This is a genomic window from Bacillus sp. N447-1, assembly GCF_022701035.1.
In the GTDB taxonomy this organism is placed as follows: Bacteria; Bacillota; Bacilli; order Bacillales; family Bacillaceae_G; genus Bacillus_A; species Bacillus_A cereus.
Map to the genome: position 1 here is coordinate 1,623,431 of NZ_CP065509.1, position 23,362 is coordinate 1,646,792.

The following is a 23,362-nucleotide window of genomic DNA, read 5'->3' on the forward strand; positions in this document are numbered from 1 at the left end:
CCACCACCTTCCATTTATTTTCTTAATTGGAGTCCCATTATAAAATCAACAAGAAAGTGTGCAAAGATTGTTATAAACAAATTTCCTGTCCATTCAAATACATAACCAAAGACAAAACTAATAAAACAGACGAAACAAAATAAAAATGGCTTTGTTATATAACGAATATGTAACACTGCAAATACGAAGCTCGCAATTACAATTCCAAAATGAGTCTGTACTACACCTCTAAATAAAAATTCTTCTGCAAAACCAATCAAGAACGTAATAACGAGTAAGTGTAGAACGGACATTCCTCGAAACATCTTATCGTTAATACCACCATCATCAAACCATGACTCCGGAAACACTCGCATTGCAACATAATCTAATAACACAATACCAATCGCTAACAAACCACCTATAATAAGTATAGATACTGGTTCCCATTTCCATAAATTAAAGACTTCTTTTACATCTTGAAATAATATATATGCCAGTAAACAGCCAATACCGATAATAATTAACTGTGTTATATATAGATTCAGCCTTATTTCCTGCGGACTCATATCTTCAACATTATGCCTTTGAATGTTCATCATTCCTCCATCTTTTCTAGGCCGAAAAGCTTTTGTAACTCTGTTTCCCAATTATAGTCGAAATCCGATTGTTGCGCTCGTCTTTTTTTATAATCTTCTTTGGTAATACCGCAATAATCGCAGCAATTAATTAACTCTTGCTCTTTCCTATAACCGAACTGTTGCAGCACATATTCACGTCTACACCCTTTAACTTGTATCCATGACTTCATATTTTCTAGCTCACTATATTTATTACGCAACCTTATTTCTACTTCAGCTATTAATCGGTTCATGATTTCATCTGACAAACCTTCTAATAATAATCTTCGTTGTTGTATAATTCCAACCTGTTCGAGATGATAACGAACGAAACGCCAATATTGCTCATTAAATCTTGCTGCATTATAACAAATTTCTTCTACATCTTCTATTGGTAATTCCTTCGTTTGAAATATTCTTTCTTGTAGTAAAGAAAATAAAAATTTTATTTGTGACTTACTTGGCAATTCATCCTCAATGATTGAAATTGGTAAATCATGATCCAACGGACTACATAATAAAATAGCTATACTCGGTTCGCCATCTCTTCCAGCTCTTCCGATTTCTTGTAAGTAAGAGGCTATATTAGTTGGATAATGAAAATGAATAATATATCGCGTATTCGCCTTATTTACCCCCATACCAAATGCACTTGTGCATATTACAAGTTGCAATTGATCGTTCATAAACTGCTGTTGAATTAACATACGCTCTTCATGTTCCATACCACCATGATAAAAAGCTACACCAGTAACACCTTTCCCTCTCAAGTATTCCGTTAACCTTTCTGTCCACGCTCTACTTGAGCAATATACAATCCCCGGCCCTTGTAAATACATCACCTGCTCTAAAAGCGCCTCTTTCTTTTCTTCTATCGTCTCTACAAATTGCACATCCATTGCAATATTAGGACGATCAATAGAGTATACATGTTCCGCGGCACCCTTTAAATTTAAACTATCTGCGATATCCTGCAGTACCCCTTTTGTCGCTGTGGCTGTCAATGCTAATACTGTAGGAGAACCAATATTTTCAATAACTACATTTAGTTTTTTATAGTCCGGTCTAAAATCATAACCCCATTGAGAAATACAATGAGCCTCATCAACAACAAATAATGAAATATGAATTTTCTTCAATTCCCTAATTAATAACTCCGACTGCAACATCTCTGGTGAAACAAAAATAAATTTATATGAAGATAATTTTTTCATCGCTTCTCTTTTTTCATTTAATGTCCGAAAACTATTAAATGCTATCACTCGGTTTTTCACAACATACTTTAATTGTGTCACTTGATCTTCCATTAAAGATAATAACGGTGATACAACAAGCACTGTTCCTTCTCGCATAAGCCCCGGAAACTGATAGCACATAGATTTCCCTCTTCCAGTCGGAAGCATTGCTATCACATCTTTTCCTTCTAATAAATCTGTAATTACTCCTTTTTGACCTGGACGAAATTCAGAATATCCAAACCACTTATATAAATATTCTTCAAGTTTCATTTACACCCTCCATCCGCGCTAATACAAGACGAACTTCAAAATAAGAGATATCTTCTCCAACCGCTTGTTTCAAAACACGTAACTTCCGCGTTTGCAATGCTTCAATTACTTTTATTACTTTGTCTATCTTTTCTTTTTCCATAAACATTTCAATAGAAAAATCTTTTTCTCGCAAAGCAATTTCAACAAAATGATCTTCTATCGTTGCAACCTTTAAATTCCGAATCGTCGCTATTTCTTCTAAAGAACGTCCTTGTCTCCAAAAATTATATGTTTTTTTCGTGGATAAACTAAATAATTCAGCTCTCTCATTTGGATAAGATATAATTTCAGCTAATAGTGGAAATTCATTTTCTTTATCACGAACTTCTTGTATAAAGAAATGTATTGTACCCCAAAATAAAAAATACACCCTGAATATATCTTGTTTCGTAATTTCTGCTAATTGTTGCAATGTACAACCAATGCGTTCATAACCCGTTAATCGATATGTTACAATCGTCGCTTCTATCGCATTACTCTTTTCTAAAAGATTATGTACTTCCGTCCATAGTTTTCTCGCCAACTCACTTCTCTTATATGGCCTTCCTGTTAGAAAACGTTTCACCCACATCATTATTTCTGTATCTTGCTGAATTGGAATAAATCTCGTATTATTCTGTTGTAAATTTGATATGGTTTGAATAATTAATGATAATCTTTTCCAAAATGTTTCACCTAATTCACCATAATGTAAACCATGCAAATGCGCCGGAAAAGCATAAACTTCCTCCCATTTATGTAACTGCATTTTACCCGTAGGTGTTAACACATATGTATTTTCATGTATTTCTTGAATAAAATCCGCTTGCAACAACTTTGCAACTTCACCATCATAGTCATTTCTATTTAATGATTTATATATTCCGAACAAAAAAGAAATTCGGAACATATTTCCATCTTGTAAAGTTTGCGAAGAACGTTTGCCCTTTAGTAAATAATAAATAGAAGAAACGGTTCTTTCACCATTCAATTGTTTTAAACAATGCAACAAAGTATATTGTATTTGCATGACCGCTTCCACCTTCCAATCTTAACTTCATTCTTTTCAGTACAATTACACTATCTACTGTCGCTCATTAAACTTATCATATAAGAACTATATACTTGTATATATTCTATTGTATCAAACGAAATCATATTTACGTATTTTGAAAATCTTATGACATAATTCAAAAATAAGTTGACACTCTAATTGATAAGCATTATCATTATAATTTTATGTTGAAAAGTTTTACAAACCGTTTTACAATAAGGTTATAATTTTTATGGCGAGCTTTTCACATACATATTATCAGGAGGGAAAAAAGATGGCAAAATATACAATCGTTGATAAAGATACTTGTATTGCATGTGGTGCTTGTGGCGCTGCTGCACCAGACATTTATGACTATGATGATGAAGGTATTGCATTTGTAACATTAGATGATAACCAAGGTATCGTTGAAATTCCAGATGTATTAATTGAAGATATGATGGATGCATTCGAAGGCTGTCCAACTGACTCAATTAAAGTTGCTGACGAATCATTCGACGGAGACGCTTTAAAATTCGAATAGTCTTTTATTAACTTCAAAAAACGCCCCTCCTATTGATGAGGGGCGTTTTTTGTATCTAAATTTTATTTTCCTTAATAAAAAACCATTAGTAGTTTCACACTACTAATGGTTTTAGTATATATTATGCATTTTTCATTTTTGCAAACACCCATACTTTCAGGCGTGAGAATAATGCTACAAATACAATTGTTACAACAATCCCTTTAATTAAATTAAATGGTAAGATTGCCGTTACAACCGTTGTTTTTATAGCTTCGCTAGACATAGCTGGTGAATTTAAAAACCAAGTGTACGCCGGGAATATGATGATGTAGTTTAATACACTCATAATAAGTGCCATTGTAATTGTCCCTAGCATTAATCCTGTAGTTAAACTCTTCACAGTACGATACTTTCTAAATAAGAAAGCTGCTGGCCCAATAAATAAACATCCTGCAATAAAGTTTGCAATTTCTCCAACTGGTACTCCCGTTAAACTTCCTTGAATCCCGTAATGTAAAATGTTCTTTATCGCCTCTACAATCACTCCTGCTACTGGTCCAAAGATAATTGCCGCAATTAGAGCTGGTACATCACTAAAATCAATTTTCAAAAATGGCGGAAGCCCTGGGAACGGGAAATCCAACATCATTAGTAAATATGCAATACTACTTAGCATCGCTACACTCACCATCTGCACTACACTGTTTTTTTGTTTCATCTTTCTCTCTCCTTTTCCATCGATCATCTCATGGAAAGTGGAAAGGTTCTGCTATGCCTATTTTTTCATAGAACGAAAAAACCCTTTGTGTTTTACACAAAGGGAGAATTTAAGGCACATCAAACAGACGTTCAAATCCATATCTTTTTTGAACGCTTGAACCTCCATCTTCTCCCATCCAGACTATACTGTCGGCTTTGGAATCACACCAAATCCTGCCTTAACGGCTCGCGGGCTTAGAACAAAATCATAAATAGTTCATCACCGCCGGTCGGGATTTTCACCCTGCCCCGAAGATAGACCGATATTCTATTTTCCCCTTCATTATACAACAACCTCATAACATTGTGAACTAAAAAATTGTAACTTATTTAAAATTAGTTATTTATTTTTCGTAACAACAAATAAATTGCGAGATATTTTACAATACAATCCATATTTTTTATTATTCGGCATTTCTCTTTTGAATTACCTAGTCATATATAATTAAAAGTGATAAGATATTGAATTGTTAAGATAAGAACATTTTCTGAGTTATGGAGGAAATGTCATGAAAAAAGACAAGAGACATTCTATTCGAGAAGCAATGAAAAAAAACTTAAGAAAAGAATACTTTTACTTAAAAAAAGAATTACTTTTCTACTGCCCAATTGATTTAGGCACATTCTCAAACGAGACATACTATGCTACTTTCGATGAAGATGGCATCAGTATTTATCAGTATGATAAAAAAACAGAAAGTAAATTAAAATTGTGTGAGCGTCATCCGTGGAAGAGTTGGAATAAAGTGAAGATTGATCACTATTTGACAACTTCTCAATTTATTTTTCAGGGTGAGCGAAATTGGATCTTATCTCTTTTTCAAAAAGGAAAAGAAGCTCAAAAAATTATTGAAGAGCATACATCTTTACAAACAGAAGTTGTTTCCCGCTCTTTCTTAAAAAAACTTCCTGGTTTTCGTTCTAATACACCACTGAATAAATACATCGGTAGTATTTGTTACACTGCACTTATTGCATTTTTATTAAAATGGATGATTCCATTTCAAGCACCACAAATCGCCCTGTATTCTATCTCGATTGGTTGTATGCTTCTTGGCCTACTTTGTTTGACAATCGGTTTAATTGAACCGACTATCGTACTGTTTCGAACAAAAGAGAAAACAAGAACAAAAGTTTTTTACTTATATAGCTATTTAGCTATTTCTGGATTTATATGTGTCTTTATTTTTTGGTAAAAGAAGCCGTCCCAAAATAAATTTTGGGACGGTTTTCTTTTAGATATAGATGCTCTGATTCACTCAATAGTTCTAGCAAAAGCGCCCATATAATTTCATTTACATTGAATCTTATTTAAGAAGAACATAAATTTGTTCAAAGTTTAATTTTTGAAGCGTTTCCTTTACTTAACATATAATTGTTGATTAGGATAAATTAGCTCTTGCTGCAATCCATTTTTTTCTTTAATTTCCTTAAGTGTCATACTAAATTTCCGTGCAATACTAACTAAAGTATCCCCTTTTTGTACGACATATAATGACGAAGAAACAACTTCATTTCTTTGTTCACTTAAAACAAGCAATGGGTTCATCGCATTCTTTTTCGCCATCGTCCATCTTCCTTGATGAAGTTCTAGATGTAAGTGCGCACCTCGCGATTCTCCCGTGTTCCCTACTTCTCCAATTTTTTCTCCTTTGGAAATATAATCTCCTTGATCCACATATCTCTTATTTAAATGTGCATATACAGCCTCATATTCTCCGTGTTTAATAAATACAACATTTCCATAACTACTTGAATAATAAGACCTCGTTACCTTACCATCTTGGATAGCTGCCACAGGCGTTCCAATCGGCGCAGCTACATCAATACCATAGTGTTTTCCATGCCTTGTCCCAAAATAATCACTTATCTGACCTTCAACAGGCCATGTCCATCGATTTTCTTCTGCATAAACATGTAATTGAGATACAAACAGTATACTCAATAACATGACACCGCATTTTAAAACTTTCATATACATCCTCCGTTTTCTAATTACCACCATACCTTCTCTATTTTGGTATATTACAGAAAAAAGTATACAAAAAAAGAAAGTGAATTACTCCACTTCCTTCTCTTTCTTATCACGAAAAACTACTGCACTACGGTTATACTCCACATCTTTCACTTGTAATCGGGCATTTATTACTCGAGCTATCGCAAACAAATAATCAGATAATCTATTTACATACTTTAATACAACTTCATTTATTTTCACTTCTTTTTGCAATGATACTATAGAGCGTTCTGCTCTCCTTACAACAGTACGTGCAATATGAATAGTAGCCGCTGCCTCGCTACCACCTGGCAAAATAAAGCGTTCTAGTGGCGGGGCTTCTTCTATATATAAATCAATCTTTCTTTCTAAACTTTCAACCATCACAATTGTCACTTTATAAGGAATTTTTTGTTCCACTATTGCCAAGTCTCCTCCGCAATCAAATAGTTCATGTTGAATATTTTCGAGCTCATTGTAAATATCTATAAAAGCCCCGCCTTGAAGCTTAGTCATTGCATATCCAATATGAGAATTTGCCTCGTCTATTGTTCCATACGCTTCCACACGGATATCATCTTTATCAACCCTGCCACCTATTACACTTGTCGTTCCTTTATCTCCTGTTTTTGTATATAATTTCATTTCTTCACAGCACCTCTCTTGTTATTCTTTATTCGAGCAACATAGAAAAAAGTTCTACCATTCTTTATTTAATTGAGTTTACAAAAAAATAAAAAACAGCAGAACTTTATTCATTATCAACTTTAAAAACGCATATCTAAATTATACGATTCGGTAAATATACAGAGAATGTAGTTCCTTCTCCAACAACACTTGATACAGAAATTTTACCATCATGGCCTTGAACAATATTTTTCGCAATCGCAAGCCCGAGTCCTGTTCCACCCTTTTTCCCACGTGTTCTTGCTTTATCAGCTTTATAGAAACGATCAAATAAAAATGGAATATCTTCTTCTGGAATGCCTGCACCCGAATCTTGTACTTCAAAAATAAGACCGTTATTTTTCGTATCAATTACAAGCGTTACATGTCCGCCTGCATTCGTATGACGTATTGCGTTATCAATTAAATTCGTCAATACTTGTTCCATACGATCTGCATCAAACGGGTATTGTTCAATTGGACCTTTGAAATCAACCGTTAACGCGACCTCTTTATCCTTTGCAATCCCTTGGAATTTACGACCAATTTTTTCAACAAACGGATGTATATCCACTTCACCAATATGTAACTCTACATGACCGCTTTCCATACGAGCTAAATCTAACAATTCATTTACAAGTTTACCTAAACGAACAGATTCATCATAAATAATTTGAACAAACTCATCTATTTCCTCTTTCGTTTGCACAATATCATCTAAAATCGCTTCACTATACCCTTGCAGCATGACCATTGGTGTACGAAGTTCATGTGATACATTCGCAATAAAATCTTGACGCATCTTTTCAAGACGACGCTCTTCCGTCATATCTCGCAGCACTGCTACAGCTCCACGAATTTTCGTTTGATTGTAAAGCGGCGTCATAAGAACTACATAGTTTCCTTTTTGTAAATTAATTTCAACAACTTGTTGTTGTTCGCTTTCTACAACGAGATGGAATAATTCCACAAGTTCAGAAGGTAGTTTTTTACTGAGCTCTATCTCTTTTTCTTCTTGCCAAACTTGTAAGAAATGTTCGGCCGGCGGATTGATTACAACGACTTCACCTTCTTGATTTAACGTAATAACCCCATCTGCCATACTACTCAAAATACTTGCTAACTGCTCTTTTTCTTGTTGCAAGGCGTTCATATTAAACTTCAACTGTTTTCCCATTTGATTTAAGGCCGTTGCAAGCTCACCAATCTCATCCTGAGATACCATAGGAGCCTTTGCATCAAACTTCCCACGTGACACTTCAAAAGCAACCTCACGCATTTTACGAAGCGGTGCTGTAATCCGAGTAGATAAGAAGAACGCAAAGAAAGTTGTTAATATAATCGCAATTCCAGCCGATAAGAAAATAAAATCAGTTGTTCTTTCCATACCTTGTATCGGTACTTGTAAAGATTCATATACGAACACTGCACTTTGATTTTTTGATTGCACTGGTTTTCCGACGATCATAATATCATTTTCGGTGTTTTTATTCTTCCTACTATTAGACGCTTTTCTAATATTATTCTTAATTTCTTTTTTGTCTGTAAACACAGCCGCTAATTCTTTATCTTCTTTTAAGTCATCCATTGTAAGAGTGACTAACCCTTCTTGTTTCGGTGAAGAAGAGATTTCTTTACCATCTTCTACAATAATAATCCTTGAAAGTGGGTCAGAGAATTTGTAAGCGATATTCTCAATCGTTTTTACATCGGCACCTTCTTCAATTAACTCTGAAACACTTGTTGCAACTTTTTGAAGCCTAGCTTCACTCATATCAACATAATACGTTCTAAAAAACTGTGAAAGTAAAATCGCAACAAATCCAAGAACAAACGAAACGAGAAGTAATATGGTCATCCATAACTTCCCTACTACACTTCTCCAAAGCATCAGTCGTTCACAACCTCAAATTTGTAACCTACACCCCAAACAGTAACGATCATTTTCGCTGCATCTGGTGATTTTTTGCTTAACTTCTCACGTAAACGCTTTACATGTGTATCAACTGTACGTAAATCTCCGAAGAATTCATATTGCCATACTTCTTTTAACAGTTGCTCACGATCGAATACTTTATCAGGAGCTTTCGCTAAAAATAATAGTAACTCATATTCTTTCGGCGTTAAGTTTACTTCATTACCATCTGCAGTAACACGGTGTGCATCGTTATCAATTGTTAAGTGCGGGAATACAGTAACATCTTTTGTCGTTGTATCTTGTGTAAAGAATGTTGTTGGTACAGCACGACGTAATACCGCTTTCACACGTAGTACGACCTCACGTGGACTAAATGGCTTTACAATATAATCATCTGTTCCAACTTCAAATCCTTGTACTCTATTTACTTCTTCACCTTTTGCTGTCAGCATAATAATTGGTGTCGCTTTCTTCTCACGAACCCCTTTACATACTTCAATGCCATCTTTACCAGGCATCATAAGATCTAATAAGATTAAATCGTAATCATTTTGCAACGCCATTTCTAAAGCTGTATCACCATTATCTGCTTCTTCAATCGTATATTGTTCTCTTTCTAAGTACATTTTCAATAAACGACGAATACGATCCTCATCATCTACAATTAAAATTCTTGATTCATTTTCCATCTCTACCCGCTGCGCACTCTCACCTCAGCGGTTCACACCTACCCTTCTTTAACTATTATGTTGCGCTATTCTCGTTTATTTAAGCAATCTTCTAAATGTTTCACTTCCCATATTATGCTTCACAAGAATAATAAATTTTGTTCAATTTTTTTCCAAAACTATGTATTTTTTTTGAACAGCATATAATGTCCTCGACATCATTTTACAAAATCAACCGCTACTTTGTCATGTTTTTCTCAAAAAAGAAGAAAAGTTGACAAAAATAAAATAGGAAAGTGACATGCACTCCCCTATTTTATTTCTCTATGCATATGAATGTAAACCGGCAATAATTAAGTTTACTACAATAAAGTTAAACATAATGATTGCAAAACCAATTACTGCAAGCCAAGCTGACTTCTCTCCATGCCATCCTTTTGATAGGCGTAAATGTAATACTGCCGCATAAAAGAGCCAAGTGATAAGTGCCCAAACCTCTTTTGGATCCCAGCCCCAAAAACGTGTCCACGCTATTTGTGCCCAAATCATCGCAAAAATTAATGCACCTAATGTGAACACTGGGAATCCAATTGCAATAGATCGATATCCGATTTCATCTAGTAAATCACTATTCGTATTCTTTACTAACGGCTGAAGTGCCGCCGATACTCGCTTCCGTAAAACAAGTCTTAATACAATATACAGTAATGTTCCAACTAACACTGACCAAATAACAGTATTTAATTTTTTCGCATTTACAATCGCTGGAACTTCAACTGCCGGTTCTAATTTATTTTCTGTCAGTAACTTCCCTTCGTGCGGTCCAACTAAAGCCGGAAGATTGTATTTCATTTCCACTTGTTGTTCAGTTTTATCAATCCATTGAAACTTCGCTTCATATTTCATACTAGAAAATACCGTTGTTACTCCAATAAATCCAACTGTACAAACAAGTGTAAATACTACCGTCTCTAGCCAAAATGTACGTTTACTTCTCGTCGATTGATCTACATTTTTCAATAAATACATAACACCTGTAATAAAACTAATCGCTAAAATGGCTTGTCCTGCTGCTGCCGTCGTCACGTGAATATGTAACCAATTACTTTTTAAAGATGGAATAAGCGGAGATATTTCCCTCGGAAACATACTTGCATAGGCAATTAATAAAAGCGCAACTGGTAATGCAAATAGTCCGATTATGCTTACACGGTACATAAAATACATGACAATAAATGCTCCTACAAGCATCATGCCGAAAAATGTACCGAATTCAAAAAAGTTACTAACTGGCGCATGTCCTGATGCAATCCACCTTGTAACAAAATATACTGTTTGTGCAATAAACCCTAAAATTGTAATCGTTATTCCTACATTTGCCCATTTATGACCCTTTTCTTTAATTGCTCCCCCGAAAAATAGAGTGGCAATTAAATATAAAATAAATGCGGTAAAGAGAAAGTTACTACTTATTTGCACCATATCGTTTCCCCACCTTAACTAATTTTTTTATCAATTACTTTATCATTTGGCTGTGGAATTGCTGTACCTTCTAGTACTCTTTCAATATCTTTCTTTAAACCGAACCAATTTTTATTTGTATGCCCTGCAATCCACCATTCATCATTAACACGTTGTATCCAAATACGGCGATGATTCCAATACATACCTTGAATGACACCAACCATAAATATAAATCCTCCAATGCCGAGAATCCAAAGCGTTAAATCTTTTCTTACAGTAAGTGCTGTTGCATTTTGCATTTCAACACCTGCAAACGACATTTTATATTTGTTGTTTCCATCTGGTTCTATATTTTGCTGAATACCAACAAAACTCACTTCACCATCTGGTGTCTCAGGTGTAAACATTTTAAATACAAATGCAGGATTGTTTGGTAATTTCGTTTTTGTATTTGGTTTTCCATTCTCATCAAAATAAAAATCAGGAAAATAGCTTAATAGTTCTAGAGAATAACCATTTCCTAAATCATATTTTTCCTTAGGATTCGTTAAATCTACTTTAATTGGTCCCCACTTTTGATTATTTTCTTTATTTTGCAAGTTAAAGGACATACTTTTAAATTCACTTTCTTTATAAGAAACTTGATACACTGCAAATTGATCAAATTTCAGTGGTTCATTCACTCGAATTTCCGCTTCTTTTACTTTTTCTAATTTCGGTTTTTGTCCTGCTATATTTTCTCCTACTGCTTTATATAATACGGCATTCGTTTGGAAGTTTTTCGCAATCATTTTATCGCCTACACGATCAATCGCTTCATCAAAAACTTCCTTGTCCTTACTTTTATCATAAACTTCTTTTATAAATTTCTCGTTTTTTAAGTAGTATTGTCCATCCGTCCCTGGTATTTCTTTCGTTTCACCGTCACGTAACCAAAGTGCTTCGTCTACGTACATACTCGGTAAAAAACGAAGCATCGCACCGAATAAAAAGATAATAAGACCGATATGATTTACATATGGACCCCAACGCGAGAAGCGTCCCTTTTCTGCTAAAACGTTTCCGTCTTCCACTTTCACGTTATAGTTTCTTTTCTTTAAATTCTCTTGCACTCTTTCCAGGTCACCTTCTTGCGGTGTACCAGTCCCATATAATCTCTGTCTCTTTAAAAAACTAGGATGTCTTTTTACGCCTTGCTTTTTTAAAGCTTTATAAAGTGGAATAACGCGGTCTAAACTACATATCACAAGTGAAATACCGATAGAAGCAATCAAAATCATATACCACCATGAACCGTATAAATTATTAAACCCTAATTGATAGTATAATTGTCCTAAAAATCCATATTCTTGTTTATAATATTCAGCTGGTGCAATACCTGGAGTTATGTACATTTCTTGCGGAAATATAGTTCCTATCGCTGATGCAGCTAAAGTTATTACGATTAGCCATACACCTACTTTTACAGAAGAGAAAAAGCTCCAAATTTTATCGACTATCGTTTTTGTCTGCGTGAGAGATCTCCGTGCACTCCCCTCATAGCGCATATCCAATAGTTTTGCATTTTCATTGCTTTCAAATGGTTTCCCGCAAGCTTCACAAAAAACGGTTCCTATCGGATTAACATGTCCACATTCACATTTAATTTCTTTCAACACTCTCACCGCCCCTGTATCTATATGTACTATTGTATATTCTAACCTCAAGTTACCGCAATACTCAGAATTTTTAAACCAGAGGCACTATAAACACGCACCCCTTATGTAAAGGCTTTCTTTATTACGGAGTAATTTTCTTTAAATACCCTTCTAACTGTTCTTTCGTTTGTTCCCCTATAATTTGCTCCACTACTTTTCCATCTTTATCAATCAAAAAGCTTGTCGGTAAAGGACCTACTCCATATGTTCCTATAATCTTTTGTCCTTTATCAATGGCAACTGGGAATTTCAAACCATATTGGTTCACAAAGTTCTTTACTGCAATATCCGTTTCATCTGCATCTAACGCTATGATTTCAACGCCTTTTTCTTTATACTTTGGATATAATTCATTCATATAAGGCATTTCTTTTTCACAAGGTTTACACCACGTGCCCCAAAAGTTTAAAAATACACCTTTTCCCTTTAAATCTTTTAGTTCAATTTTCTTTCCTTCTAAATCCGTCACAATAAAGTTAGGTGCTTCTTTTCCGATTTGCATTTTCTCTTTATTAGCAAAGAATCCTTGATAAAGGGTAAATCCTAAAGCACCACATAAAATGAGTAGAATAATAACGCGAAATAATAAGCGATTTTTCTTCATATTACCTCTCCTCTCCTCTCCTCGGTAAATGTTATGTATTATCTTCTGTAAATGTTGTATTGAATAAATCACCAGCAGAGCACTCCACTGGTGAATTTTTAACTCTATAGCTTATCTTGGCTTTGTAGAAGCAAGCGCGCGTAATTGTTTCACCTCATGTGGTGTCAATTCTCTCGCATCACCAGGTCGCAGGCTTCCTACTTCTAAGAAAGCATAACGTTCACGTTTTAATTTCACTACTTTACAGTCTAACGCTTCAAACATACGACGTACTTGACGATTACGTCCTTCATGAATTGTTAATTGTACAATAGCCATCTCTTTACGCTTGTCCCAAGAAATAATTTTCACACGTGCTGGTGCTGTTTTACCGTCTTCTAACGTAACACCGCGTTCTAACATGCGAATTTTCTCACCTGTTAATGGCCCTTTTATTTTTGCAACATATGTTTTTTCAACTTTATATCTAGGATGCATTAATACGTTTGCGAAGTCCCCATCGTTTGTCATTAATAATACGCCAGACGTATCATAATCTAAGCGTCCGATTGGGAATAAACGTTGTGTAATTTCCGGGAAAAAGTCCGTTACAACACTTCTTCCTTTATCGTCTGATACACTTGAAATTACGCCAGTTGGTTTATATAGTAAAAAATAAACAGGTTCTTCTTTTTCAAGAGGGATATTATTTACTTCTACTTTATCTTGAGGAGTTACTTTTGTCCCTAACTCTTTCACTATTTTTCCATTAACTTTCACTTTTCCTTGCTGAATTAATTCCTCAGCCTTTCTTCTCGATGCAATACCTGCTTGCGCAATCACTTTTTGTAATCGTTCCATTTCTTTTTTTCACCTCGAATTTATCTTACCTTACATTAGAAAGACTTGGCAACCGCATACGCTTTACGGCTATTCGCTTCATCTTACTTAAACAACATAGCGATGATAATAAACATATAAAGGTCAAATCATGTTTTTACCCTTTATTATTGTCCATATTTTTCATATTTCTCACAATAAAAGTTCATCATTTTGTCAAAAATACCACATAAAAAAACCACTATTAAGCTACACCTTAATAGTGGTCGTATACGTATTATAAGCGAAATAGCGTAAAAAATGAATAGTATTACTGAAACAATAAAGAAACGAACACAATTGAGCATATAATCCCGATTAAATCTGCAAAAAGTCCTACTTTTAGTGCATCCCCCATTTTTCTAATCCCAACCGCTCCAAAATATACAGTTAAAATATAGAAAGTCGTATCTGTGCTCCCTTGCATCGTAGAAGCCAATCTCCCAATAAACGAATCTGGCCCATATGTTGCAATTAAATCGGTCGTAATACTTAAACCAGCAGAGCCTGAAATAGGGCGTATAAGTGCTAAGGGTACAATTTCTGCTGGAACATGGATTAAATCTAACATTGGCTTCATTACCGATATCATTGCATCTAACGCACCTGAAGACCGGAATATAGAAATAGACACAAGCATTCCAACCATAAACGGTAAGATGGAAATTGCAATTTGAATCCCTTCTTTTCCTCCCTCAACGAACGATTCATACGTCGGCACTTTCTTTATTGTGCCATATAAAAGGATAAAACCAATTACACAAGGGATTACCCATAAGGAAATTGTATTTACAATGCTCATTTTTTCCGCCCCTTTCTACTCCTTCTTCGGTAAAAATAGCGGTCAATCCAAATTGCTCCAATCATAGAAAGTACTTGTGCAATAAATGTTACCCCAACAATTTCAGTAGGATTCGCTGATTCATACGTCATTCGAATGGAAATGACTGTCGTAGGAATTAATGTAATAGCTGATGTATTTAATGCTAGAAACGTCACCATAGAACGGCTCGCCGAATCCTTTCCTCCATTTAACTCTTTCAGTTGTTCCATCGCTTTAATACCAAGAGGGGTCGCTGCATTACCTAGACCAAAAAAGTTTGCCATCATATTTGATAGAATAAATCCCATAGACGGATGATCCTTTGGTATTTCTGGAAACAACCTTTTTACTATCGGCATAAAAAGTGTAACTAATTTTTTTAACAATCCGGCTTCCTCTGCAATTTTCATTAAACCGAGCCAAAATACTAAAACACTAATAAGTCCTATACAAATCGTTACCGCATCTTTTGCTCCGTCAAATACAGCTTTATTCACTTCTTCCATCGTTCCATTTATCATGGCGTATACAATCCCAATGACAGCCATCGCTACCCATACGAGATTAACCATCGTTCCCAACACCTATCATGTAAGAAAAAATTTCTTTCACATTATTCCAGTAAAGTCCCGTTGTAGCTACTAACTTTCGTTTACTATAAAATAAATTCCGTTCTCCAACTTTTTCATTACCAACATAAATGTCTGTCTTCCCAACCTTTACTCCATCCGTAAGTTTTGTACTTTTATCGAGTTCAACTTTTAATACTACGTTCTTTTTTTCTTCTTCAGTTAACGGTACCGAAAAACTATTTTTCGTATAAACATGGTTGGCATACTTCTTTTCATTTATTTCAGCAATTGCTCCTTGTCCTAAAACTTTCGTTTGTTTGAAACGGTCAAAACCTTTATCAAACAAATTCATATGATCATCCCAATCACTAGAGGCACTCAAAGTTACGACAATTAAATCTAGTCCACCTTTTGATGCCGTTGTAACAAGCGTTCGCCCAGCTTTCTTCGTAAAGCCTGTTTTTCCCCCTGTTGCAAATTCATAATAAGACGTTACCAGCTTATGTTTATTTTTCCACGGGTAATCCCAAGAATCTGATTTATATGTTTTGGTTCCAAAGATTTTCTTAAATGTCTCGTTTCCCATTGCATATTTCGTTAATAATGCCATATCGTAAGCCGACGAATAATGTGATCCATCTCCATCTAAGCCATGAGGGTTTGAGAAGTGCGTATCTTTCATTCCAATTTCTTTCGCTTTTTGATTCATTAAATATACGAATCCATCTATACTCCCACCCACACTTTCAGCAATTACTTGCGCTGCGTCATTACCAGATCTAAGCATGAGTCCGTATACTAAATCTTCTAACTTCACTTTTTGTCCAGGCTTTAAATAGATTGCCGATCCTTCCACCCTCACCGCTTCATTACTAACTGATACCATTTCTTTCATCTTCCCTGATTCAGCAGCTAATAAGGCGGTCATAATTTTTGTTATACTAGCAATTTTTTGAGGCTCATGTTCTGCCTTTCCGTATAATACACGACCAGACTGTTGCTCCATTAATACAGCATTTCGAGCACTAACATTGCTGTTTATCTTTGCATATGTAGGAATCGGCATAACGCTTGCATACATCATAAGAAGCGTAATGATTACACAAATTCGTCTCATATTTCCCCCCACGTCCTTTTGGCACTTTTTGTACAAGTGTATGCTTGGCCTTTTAAAATATGAACGAAATCTTCCTTCTACTTCCATTAAAAAAGACGCAGAGAATTTGCGTCTAATATGGTGTCCATTCAATTTGTTTCGCAGTTTCAAACCTTTTTTCTACATCAGGCCAATTTACAACATTCCACCAGTTTTTAATATATTCATCTTTTCGATTTTGGTATTGTAAATAATACGCATGTTCCCAGACATCTAGTACAAGGAGCGGTATCGTATCCCATTGTGTAAATAATTGATGAAGTGTACTTTGCAAAATTTCTAACCTTCCAGACCGGGGTACCCAAACGAGAATTGCCCAGCCTGAACCTTCTACTTTAGAGGCTGCTTCTGTAAAATGTTTTTGGAAACGTAAAAAGCTCCCAAAATCTTGTTCAATTTGTTGTGAAAAAGTTCCTCTTGGACTTCCACCACCGTCTTTTTTCATGTTATTCCAAAATATCGTGTGTAAGTAATGACCTGACCCATGAAAAGCCGCTTCCCTTTCCCAATGCTTAATTAAATCAAATTTATTTGTTTTTCTCGCTTCTTCCATCATCTTCTCTGCTTTATTTAATCCTTCCACGTAACTCCGATGATGTTTATCATGATGTAACATCATAATTTCTTTAGAAATATACGGTTCTAACGCATTATATGGATAAGGTAATGGCGGGAGTGTATGTCCTCCAATTGGGACAGCTCGTTCACTATCCCCTCTTTCATATAATTCATATTCCTCTTCTTCTTGCATAAATACTTCCTGCAAGTGATGCTGAATATGTTCTACATCATCGCTTATTTCATACATAAACTCTGCATCTGTTTCATACTCATGCTCTTTCATACGCTCTAATAACGTCTGAATTTTATAAGCAAGCATATGGACATCATACACTTCCATTGCGCGACTATCTAATACGTGAAGAACACTTTCACACCAATTTTCTACTTCATGAAAGTAATCTGTAAATACACCTTGCTGATTCATGTTGCACCTCCCTAATGCTATCCACTTAACTATATTCAATGAAAATCCCTTATATAACTGTACAAAAGGAAAAGAAGCTAAGTCACCTTAGCTTCTTTTCCTCAATCAATATTTGTGTAACATCTTTGTCTGATAATCCGTCTCATAATATTCTAGTTCTTCACGCATCAATTGAAATTTACCTTCTAAACTCTTCATCACTTGCTCTAAAGATGCAGGTGGTGTTTGTTGAAAAACGATAGAATTTTTCCCTGTATATGCAGACCGACTATTTTCATACCAATGATCACTCTTCGGTGAAAAAAACTCTGCAATTACTTGATGGTAAATCTTATATAAAATTTTTTCAGCTGCTGTTTTTCGAAATGGCTGGCTATTCAACAAAACAAAACATGCATCCTGTCCTTCTTCGCAAAAAACGAGAAGTCGTCTCATTGATGCTAATAACCCTTTATAATATCGCTCATTCCCTGCTGGTGTTTCCTCTAATAAAGAAGGTAACGTATGATAATTTACATAATTGGTTATTAAATTAATAGCATCTTCTAAAAATATAGAAACTTGTTCTGTTTGATTTTCAACCATAAAATTAGACATTTTTTCTCTCTCCTTTGCCATTTCACGCTATTTCTACTCTTTTATTTTTATGTAATTCAGCCAATATTTCTTGTACTTTCGACACCGTTCCCTCATCAAAATATTGTTGAAATTCTTCCATATTATTTAAATACAAACGTTTTTGCGCACGAAGCTCCTTATCTTTCATTAAACAACATATCGCTACAATATCGCGCAAATATATGTTTTGTTCTTCTACTTTATACACTGGATTTCCTTCAAAAGGAGTAATTTCTTGTAAAACTTCTTCAAAATATCGAACGTATAAAACCGAAAAAGTTTTCTCTTTACCATTTAATATATATGTCACTTCAGATCTGTTAAAAAAATCTTCTGATGTATTAGGTTTCTTTTTCTAACTCATATCCTACGTAACCTTTTATAATCATATACTCCCCTCAACCTTCTTTCACCTTATTCTAACTTAATTTTCTGATAAACAAAATATTCTTTTAAATATACCTATATAAAAATAGCTCCCTATACAGGAAATTACCTTTTATTTTTCTTGAAGTTTGTCATAATAATATTATTGTCTCAGTTTTCTTATACAAGGAGAGTTGTATTTATGTCGTTTTCATGGAAACGTTTCTTACAAATCGGGAAAATTATCTTCCCATTTGTTGTATTAACAATTGTATTCTTTCAAGCAAAAAAAGAATTAGCGGGCATTTCTTTTTTAGAAGCGATTGATACAATTAAAAACATTCCAACTGGAGGAGTCTTTTTAGCAATTACACTTGGTGCATTCGCTGTATCAACAATGTTCTTTTATGACTATGTTATGCTTCGTTACTTAAAAGCTGACATTCCTGTCCAAAAGATTTTCCGTATCTCGTGGATTGCTAATACTTTAAATGGATTTATCGGGTTTGGTGGTCTTGTTGGAGCCGGCGTACGCACAATGCTTTATCGTCCATATATAAAAGAAAATGGAAAACTTATTAAAAGTATCGCTTGGATGACAACTGCCTTTATTAATGGATTAGCCATTCTTTCATTTCTTGGTCTTATCGGAATATTAGACACGAGATTTATTTTGCATGAAAAACCATGGCTATGGCCTGTTCTTATCTTCTTCGCTCTTTTCGTCCCTATATATATCGGATTTTCTAAATTAAAAAATAGAAAAGCGACGCAAACAGAGGAACAAGAAGAAGAGGAGAAAAACCCAACTGTTTTATACTCATTAGTTTCATTAGTCGAATGGGTATCTGCTGGTATTGTTATGTACGTCATATTACTATTATTTGGCATTGAAATCGAATTCCAAAAGTTTTTAGGCGTATATGTTATTGCTGCTTTAGCTGGTGTCGTTAGTCTTGTTCCTGGTGGCCTTGGATCATTTGATCTTGTCTTCTTAACTGGGCTTGGGCAATACGGCATCGATACAGGTGTTTTACTCCCTGCTATGTTATTATATCGTCTCGTCTATTACATCTTGCCCTTCTGCCTTGGTCTCATTTTTGCAGCTTTTGAAATGACAGGAGTAGCCATTAAAAAGTTTGAAGATAAACCTTTTATTGCGCCTGCATTAGAGACAACTGGTGTTATATGGACTTTGCAGCGTGACTTTCTAGGAAAGTTAGGTTCTTGGGCATCTGCTGCTTTAACAGTATTTGCTGGCTTAATGGTTATTTTATCAACCATTCTACCGACAAGTATAAATCGGGCACACGCCTTACATATTCTAGCTCCAAAACATCTTATTCAATTTTCTTTTAGCTTATCGCTAACATTCGGTATTCTCCTCCTCATTCTTTCGCGGGGGATATATTACGGAACAAAACGTTCTTATTATATGACGATTGTATCTTTAATTGGAGCGGCTATTTTTAACACACTAAAAGGAATTGATGTTGAAGAAACTTTTATTTTATTAATCGTACTCGCTGTATTGTATATGCTTCGTAAAAGGTTTGTACGTGAGAAAATGGAAGTCTCACTTTCCGATATCGTAAAAGTTTTTATATTCCTACTTGTAACGTTATATTTATATAAAAACTTAGGTATTTTATTTGCAGGTGCAAAAGAAGCTTTCAAACCTGATTTTGTCGTTCGTAATATTACACAAGTAAAACGAAGTGCATTAGCAGCTGCCTTTTTTGTTCCTACTTTTTTACTAATTGGTTCACTCATTGCAAATCGTTATCGAAATGAATTTCCCGGGCAACCAGCTAATGATAAACGATTACAAAACTTCTTAGATGAACATGGTGGAAATGTACTTAGTCATTTAGGTTTTTTAGGAGATAAACAGTTCTTTTTCAGTAGTGATGGAAAAGCACTCATTCTCTTCTCAATAACTGGAAAACGACTTATTGTACTGGGTGATCCAATTGGGGACCCTTCCTCCTATCGTACTGTATTGCAAGAGTTTTTAGCTGAGGCTGATCGATTTGGATACATTTGTGTATTCTATCAAATTGAAAGTAAATGGATGAGTTTATACCACGATTTTGGTTATAACTTCTTTAAGCTTGGTGAAGAAGCTGTTGTTGATTTAAATACCTTTACAATAACAGGAAAGAAACGCGCTGGCATGCGAGCTACTTTCAACCGTTTTGAAAGAGAAGGCTATACATTCTCTATTCATGAGCCACCTTTCTCCGACGAATTATATGAAGAGTTAAGAAAAGTTTCAGATGCATGGCTTGGTGGAAAAAAAGAGAAAGGTTTTTCACTCGGATACTTCGATCGTGAATATATTAGTCGCGCTCCTATCGCAACATTATCTGATGCGGATGGAAAAATTATTGCATTCACAACATTCATGCCTGTATATCAAAACGGATCATTATCTGTCGATTTAATGCGATATTATCCAGATGCGCCTAGCGGCATTATGGACGCAATTTTCATCCACTTATTCCAGTGGGCAAAAGAAAATGAATACCACTCCTTTAATATCGGTATGGCACCACTTTCAAATGTTGGTTTATCCACACAGTCTTTCTGGTCTGAACGAGTGGCTGCTGCAATCTTTAATAACGTTCGTTATACGTATAGTTTCAGCGGATTACGACATTTTAAAGAAAAATATAAACCAGCATGGAGCGGTAAATATTTAGCATTTAGGAAGAATCATTCTTTACCAATTACAATGCTCTCTGTAACAAAATTAATAGGAAAAAGAAAAAACAGCTAAATTCTTAGCTGCTTTTTCTTTTTTGAACTTGTACAATAAATTCTTTTTCATACTTCTTACCATTTATATAGAAATTCCCCCACATTTTATACGTGCCCTCGGCAGGAAATGTAATTCGGTATTGTAATTGCTCATCCGTATCTACAGGCATAGCGTATAAAAAATTCTCCTTCGTTTCATCCACTATATAGAGTGACTCTACTTCTCCTCTCTCTGAATGCAATTTCAATTTTTCACCCTTTTTCGCTTGAAACTGAAATGTTAACGTAACTGGTTCATTCGGATGTAATGCGCCAAATAAAAGAGAAACTTCATACTCTCCTATTTTTTTTGTAAGTACACTGTCGATTGGAAATTTCACTTTTTTCTTATTGTTCTCCTCTTTCGTTCTACCAAAATTCTTCCTAGCGAATGACTCTACGGACTTATTTTTGTCTTCGTATAAAAATATTGTATATTCTTCGTCTTTTGCTATTTTGGAAGATAACTTATATGACCCGTTCCCTGCAAATGTGGGTTTAATTTGTTGTATGTTTTTTAACTGTCCATCTACAATCACTGCCCGCATTTGATCATTTACACCACGAATTTCATTATTCTTGTTGTTTAACAACTGAAATACAATATCTACTTTCTCATTTCCCTTTCCATTTGAAACATCCCACTTTACTTCCTGAACATCTCCTACAGTCTCTTCGTTTTCTTGATATTTTTTTATGTAAAATCCTCCTGCCACAATAAGTACTAACGCAATAAGCCCAATGACAAGATTTTTCAAAACATCACCTACCATTTTTATTGTCTCTATTCATACAAAACTTCTTAAGATATATATTCTAGATTATGATTTATGAAATCCTCCTATTTTGCACATATTACAAATAATAAAAAGATTTTAATTGAAAGGATTCGTAGTGTATAATGCAAATGATATTGATTTCTATCAATACATTATAAGGAGGACTTTTTTATGAGTGTACATATCGAAGCAAAACAAGGCGAAATCGCTGAATCTATTCTATTACCTGGTGATCCATTACGTGCAAAATATATCGCTGAAACATTTCTAGAGGACGTTACTTGCTATAATAATGTGCGTGGTATGTTAGGTTTCACTGGAACTTATAAAGGAAAACGTGTATCTGTTCAAGGTACAGGTATGGGTGTTCCTTCTATTTCTATTTATGTAAACGAATTAATCCAAAGCTACGGAGTTAAAAATTTAATTCGCGTTGGAACTTGCGGTGCAATTCAAAAAGATGTAAAAGTTCGTGATGTTATTATCGCAATGACGGCTTGTACTGATTCTAATATGAACCGTTTAACATTCCCAGGATTTGATTTTGCACCAGCTGCAAATTTTGACCTTTTAAAGAAAGCTTATGATGCTGGAACTGAAAAAGGATTACACGTTCGTGTCGGTAACGTTTTAACAGCAGATGTGTTTTATCGTGAAAGCATGGACATAGTTAAAAAACTTGGAGATTACGGTGTATTAGCAGTAGAAATGGAAACAACTGCTCTTTACACATTAGCAGCGAAATACGGTGTAAATGCATTATCTGTATTAACAGTTAGCGATCACATCTTCACTGGCGAAGAAACAACATCTGAAGAGCGTCAAACTACATTTAACGAAATGATTGAAATCGCTTTAGATGCAGCAATTCAACAATAATACACTAAAGAACTTGTCATACGTCTGGCGAGTTCTTTTTATGTGACTTTTTATAAATAACT

22 protein-coding genes, 1 pseudogene and 1 riboswitch are annotated in these 23,362 nt (G+C 34.8%); of the genes and pseudogenes, 4 read left to right on the plus strand and 19 right to left on the minus strand.

Annotation, left to right across the window (positions count from 1 at the left end; translation table 11 throughout):
• Positions 1 to 14: 14 nt before the first annotated feature.
• Genes IQ781_RS08055 through IQ781_RS08065 form a run of 3 tightly spaced genes read right to left on the minus strand, consistent with a single transcriptional unit; the run spans position 15 to position 3,158 of the window.
• Positions 15 to 578, minus strand: coding sequence for a CPBP family intramembrane glutamic endopeptidase (locus tag IQ781_RS08055; RefSeq protein ID WP_001025780.1), 564 nt, complete (start codon positions 576 to 578; stop codon positions 15 to 17).
• Positions 578 to 2,107, minus strand: coding sequence for an ATP-dependent DNA helicase RecQ (gene recQ, locus IQ781_RS08060; protein ID WP_000762973.1), 1,530 nt, complete (start codon positions 2,105 to 2,107; stop codon positions 578 to 580). The genes IQ781_RS08055 and recQ overlap by 1 nt, the downstream gene beginning before the upstream one ends.
• Positions 2,097 to 3,158 carry a YpbB family protein gene (locus IQ781_RS08065; protein ID WP_001167004.1) on the minus strand — a complete coding sequence of 354 codons (1,062 nt, stop codon included), beginning with the start codon at positions 3,156 to 3,158 and terminating at the stop codon, positions 2,097 to 2,099. The genes recQ and IQ781_RS08065 overlap by 11 nt, the downstream gene beginning before the upstream one ends.
• 298 nt (positions 3,159 to 3,456) lie before the next feature.
• On the opposite strand from IQ781_RS08065, the gene IQ781_RS08070 reads away from it, so the two are divergent.
• On the plus strand, positions 3,457 to 3,705 hold the full coding sequence (locus tag IQ781_RS08070) for a ferredoxin (RefSeq protein ID WP_001151993.1): 249 nt from the start codon (positions 3,457 to 3,459) through the stop codon (positions 3,703 to 3,705).
• Positions 3,706 to 3,826: 121 nt separating this feature from the next.
• Here the strand turns inward: IQ781_RS08070 and IQ781_RS08075 are convergent, their stop codons facing one another.
• Entirely contained in the window at positions 3,827 to 4,405 is a 579-nt protein-coding gene (locus IQ781_RS08075; protein ID WP_000810855.1) for an ECF transporter S component, read from the minus strand.
• Positions 4,406 to 4,567: 162 nt separating this feature from the next.
• Positions 4,568 to 4,707: riboswitch (FMN riboswitch) on the minus strand.
• 248 nt (positions 4,708 to 4,955) lie between these two features.
• On the opposite strand from IQ781_RS08075, the gene IQ781_RS08080 reads away from it, so the two are divergent.
• Positions 4,956 to 5,642: a hypothetical protein gene (locus tag IQ781_RS08080; protein WP_000710837.1), complete on the plus strand. Its 687-nt coding sequence runs from the start codon at positions 4,956 to 4,958 to the stop codon at positions 5,640 to 5,642.
• 164 nt (positions 5,643 to 5,806) lie between these two features.
• On the opposite strand, the gene IQ781_RS08085 is transcribed toward IQ781_RS08080, so the two are convergent.
• From IQ781_RS08085 to IQ781_RS08150, 14 genes and pseudogenes are all read right to left on the minus strand, one after another.
• Positions 5,807 to 6,421, minus strand: a complete 615-nt coding sequence (locus IQ781_RS08085) for a peptidoglycan DD-metalloendopeptidase family protein (protein WP_000866117.1) — start codon at positions 6,419 to 6,421, stop codon at positions 5,807 to 5,809.
• Between the two features lie 84 nt (positions 6,422 to 6,505).
• Positions 6,506 to 7,087, minus strand: a complete 582-nt coding sequence (locus IQ781_RS08090; protein ID WP_000781269.1) for a cob(I)yrinic acid a,c-diamide adenosyltransferase — start codon at positions 7,085 to 7,087, stop codon at positions 6,506 to 6,508.
• 136 nt (positions 7,088 to 7,223) lie between these two features.
• Positions 7,224 to 8,999, minus strand: a complete 1,776-nt coding sequence (resE, locus tag IQ781_RS08095; protein ID WP_000964677.1) for a sensor histidine kinase ResE — start codon at positions 8,997 to 8,999, stop codon at positions 7,224 to 7,226.
• A complete protein-coding gene (gene resD, locus IQ781_RS08100; protein ID WP_000426861.1) occupies positions 8,999 to 9,715 on the minus strand; it encodes a DNA-binding response regulator ResD in 717 nt (238 codons plus the stop codon). Before resD ends, resE begins: the two co-directional genes overlap by 1 nt.
• Positions 9,716 to 10,018: 303 nt before the next feature.
• Complete coding sequence (gene resC, locus IQ781_RS08105; RefSeq protein ID WP_000250086.1) at positions 10,019 to 11,176, minus strand: cytochrome c biogenesis protein ResC; 1,158 nt, start codon at positions 11,174 to 11,176, stop codon at positions 10,019 to 10,021.
• A 14-nt stretch (positions 11,177 to 11,190) separates the two neighbouring features.
• A complete protein-coding gene (resB, locus tag IQ781_RS08110; RefSeq protein ID WP_000910524.1) occupies positions 11,191 to 12,816 on the minus strand; it encodes a cytochrome c biogenesis protein ResB in 1,626 nt (541 codons plus the stop codon).
• A gap of 121 nt (positions 12,817 to 12,937) precedes the next feature.
• Positions 12,938 to 13,459, minus strand: coding sequence for a thiol-disulfide oxidoreductase ResA (gene resA / locus IQ781_RS08115; RefSeq protein ID WP_139847121.1), 522 nt, complete (start codon positions 13,457 to 13,459; stop codon positions 12,938 to 12,940).
• A gap of 111 nt (positions 13,460 to 13,570) precedes the next feature.
• Positions 13,571 to 14,299, minus strand: a complete 729-nt coding sequence (gene rluB, locus IQ781_RS08120) for a 23S rRNA pseudouridine(2605) synthase RluB (protein WP_000440556.1) — start codon at positions 14,297 to 14,299, stop codon at positions 13,571 to 13,573.
• Positions 14,300 to 14,588: 289 nt separating this feature from the next.
• A complete protein-coding gene (spmB, locus tag IQ781_RS08125; RefSeq protein ID WP_000029514.1) occupies positions 14,589 to 15,119 on the minus strand; it encodes a spore maturation protein SpmB in 531 nt (176 codons plus the stop codon).
• On the minus strand, positions 15,116 to 15,712 hold the full coding sequence (spmA, locus tag IQ781_RS08130; RefSeq protein WP_000247811.1) for a spore maturation protein SpmA: 597 nt from the start codon (positions 15,710 to 15,712) through the stop codon (positions 15,116 to 15,118). Before spmA ends, spmB begins: the two co-directional genes overlap by 4 nt.
• Complete coding sequence (locus IQ781_RS08135) at positions 15,705 to 16,829, minus strand: D-alanyl-D-alanine carboxypeptidase family protein (RefSeq protein ID WP_001252635.1); 1,125 nt, start codon at positions 16,827 to 16,829, stop codon at positions 15,705 to 15,707. The genes spmA and IQ781_RS08135 overlap by 8 nt, the downstream gene beginning before the upstream one ends.
• 112 nt (positions 16,830 to 16,941) lie before the next feature.
• Positions 16,942 to 17,856, minus strand: coding sequence for a superoxide dismutase (locus tag IQ781_RS08140; protein ID WP_001075741.1), 915 nt, complete (start codon positions 17,854 to 17,856; stop codon positions 16,942 to 16,944).
• Between the two features lie 105 nt (positions 17,857 to 17,961).
• A complete protein-coding gene (locus IQ781_RS08145; protein WP_000064519.1) occupies positions 17,962 to 18,453 on the minus strand; it encodes a YpuI family protein in 492 nt (163 codons plus the stop codon).
• A gap of 22 nt (positions 18,454 to 18,475) precedes the next feature.
• Positions 18,476 to 18,863, minus strand: a pseudogene (locus tag IQ781_RS08150) (hypothetical protein).
• 179 nt (positions 18,864 to 19,042) lie between these two features.
• Here IQ781_RS08150 and mprF point away from each other — a divergent pair.
• Positions 19,043 to 21,622, plus strand: a complete 2,580-nt coding sequence (mprF, locus tag IQ781_RS08155; protein WP_000010848.1) for a bifunctional lysylphosphatidylglycerol flippase/synthetase MprF — start codon at positions 19,043 to 19,045, stop codon at positions 21,620 to 21,622.
• Between the two features lie 4 nt (positions 21,623 to 21,626).
• Here mprF and IQ781_RS08160 read toward each other — a convergent pair whose 3' ends face one another.
• Positions 21,627 to 22,415: a hypothetical protein gene (locus IQ781_RS08160; protein WP_065382300.1), complete on the minus strand. Its 789-nt coding sequence runs from the start codon at positions 22,413 to 22,415 to the stop codon at positions 21,627 to 21,629.
• A 177-nt stretch (positions 22,416 to 22,592) separates the two neighbouring features.
• Here IQ781_RS08160 and deoD point away from each other — a divergent pair, with 177 nt between their 5' ends.
• On the plus strand, positions 22,593 to 23,300 hold the full coding sequence (deoD, locus tag IQ781_RS08165; protein WP_000110703.1) for a purine-nucleoside phosphorylase: 708 nt from the start codon (positions 22,593 to 22,595) through the stop codon (positions 23,298 to 23,300).
• The last annotated feature ends 62 nt before the right edge of the window (positions 23,301 to 23,362 follow it).

Excerpts from the sequence above, each read along its gene's own strand:
- deoD (WP_000110703.1), top strand. The coding sequence starts at position 22,593 with ATGAGTGTACATATCGAAGCAAAACAAGGCGAAATCGCTGAATCTATT.
- recQ (WP_000762973.1), bottom strand. The coding sequence starts at position 2,107 with ATGAAACTTGAAGAATATTTATATAAGTGGTTTGGATATTCTGAATTT.
- IQ781_RS08140 (WP_001075741.1), bottom strand. The coding sequence starts at position 17,856 with ATGAATCAGCAAGGTGTATTTACAGATTACTTTCATGAAGTAGAAAAT.
- IQ781_RS08080 (WP_000710837.1), top strand. The coding sequence starts at position 4,956 with ATGAAAAAAGACAAGAGACATTCTATTCGAGAAGCAATGAAAAAAAAC.
- rluB (WP_000440556.1), bottom strand. The coding sequence starts at position 14,299 with ATGGAACGATTACAAAAAGTGATTGCGCAAGCAGGTATTGCATCGAGA.
- IQ781_RS08090 (WP_000781269.1), bottom strand. The coding sequence starts at position 7,087 with ATGAAATTATATACAAAAACAGGAGATAAAGGAACGACAAGTGTAATA.
- IQ781_RS08075 (WP_000810855.1), bottom strand. The coding sequence starts at position 4,405 with ATGAAACAAAAAAACAGTGTAGTGCAGATGGTGAGTGTAGCGATGCTA.
- resC (WP_000250086.1), bottom strand. The coding sequence starts at position 11,176 with ATGGTGCAAATAAGTAGTAACTTTCTCTTTACCGCATTTATTTTATAT.
- IQ781_RS08070 (WP_001151993.1), top strand. The coding sequence starts at position 3,457 with ATGGCAAAATATACAATCGTTGATAAAGATACTTGTATTGCATGTGGT.
- spmA (WP_000247811.1), bottom strand. The coding sequence starts at position 15,712 with ATGGTTAATCTCGTATGGGTAGCGATGGCTGTCATTGGGATTGTATAC.
- IQ781_RS08055 (WP_001025780.1), bottom strand. The coding sequence starts at position 578 with ATGAACATTCAAAGGCATAATGTTGAAGATATGAGTCCGCAGGAAATA.
- IQ781_RS08065 (WP_001167004.1), bottom strand. The coding sequence starts at position 3,158 with ATGCAAATACAATATACTTTGTTGCATTGTTTAAAACAATTGAATGGT.
- IQ781_RS08085 (WP_000866117.1), bottom strand. The coding sequence starts at position 6,421 with ATGAAAGTTTTAAAATGCGGTGTCATGTTATTGAGTATACTGTTTGTA.
- resA (WP_139847121.1), bottom strand. The coding sequence starts at position 13,459 with ATGAAGAAAAATCGCTTATTATTTCGCGTTATTATTCTACTCATTTTA.
- mprF (WP_000010848.1), top strand. The coding sequence starts at position 19,043 with ATGTCGTTTTCATGGAAACGTTTCTTACAAATCGGGAAAATTATCTTC.
- IQ781_RS08145 (WP_000064519.1), bottom strand. The coding sequence starts at position 18,453 with ATGTCTAATTTTATGGTTGAAAATCAAACAGAACAAGTTTCTATATTT.
- spmB (WP_000029514.1), bottom strand. The coding sequence starts at position 15,119 with ATGAGCATTGTAAATACAATTTCCTTATGGGTAATCCCTTGTGTAATT.
- resE (WP_000964677.1), bottom strand. The coding sequence starts at position 8,999 with ATGCTTTGGAGAAGTGTAGTAGGGAAGTTATGGATGACCATATTACTT.
- resD (WP_000426861.1), bottom strand. The coding sequence starts at position 9,715 with ATGGAAAATGAATCAAGAATTTTAATTGTAGATGATGAGGATCGTATT.
- IQ781_RS08135 (WP_001252635.1), bottom strand. The coding sequence starts at position 16,829 with ATGAGACGAATTTGTGTAATCATTACGCTTCTTATGATGTATGCAAGC.
- IQ781_RS08160 (WP_065382300.1), bottom strand. The coding sequence starts at position 22,415 with ATGGTAGGTGATGTTTTGAAAAATCTTGTCATTGGGCTTATTGCGTTA.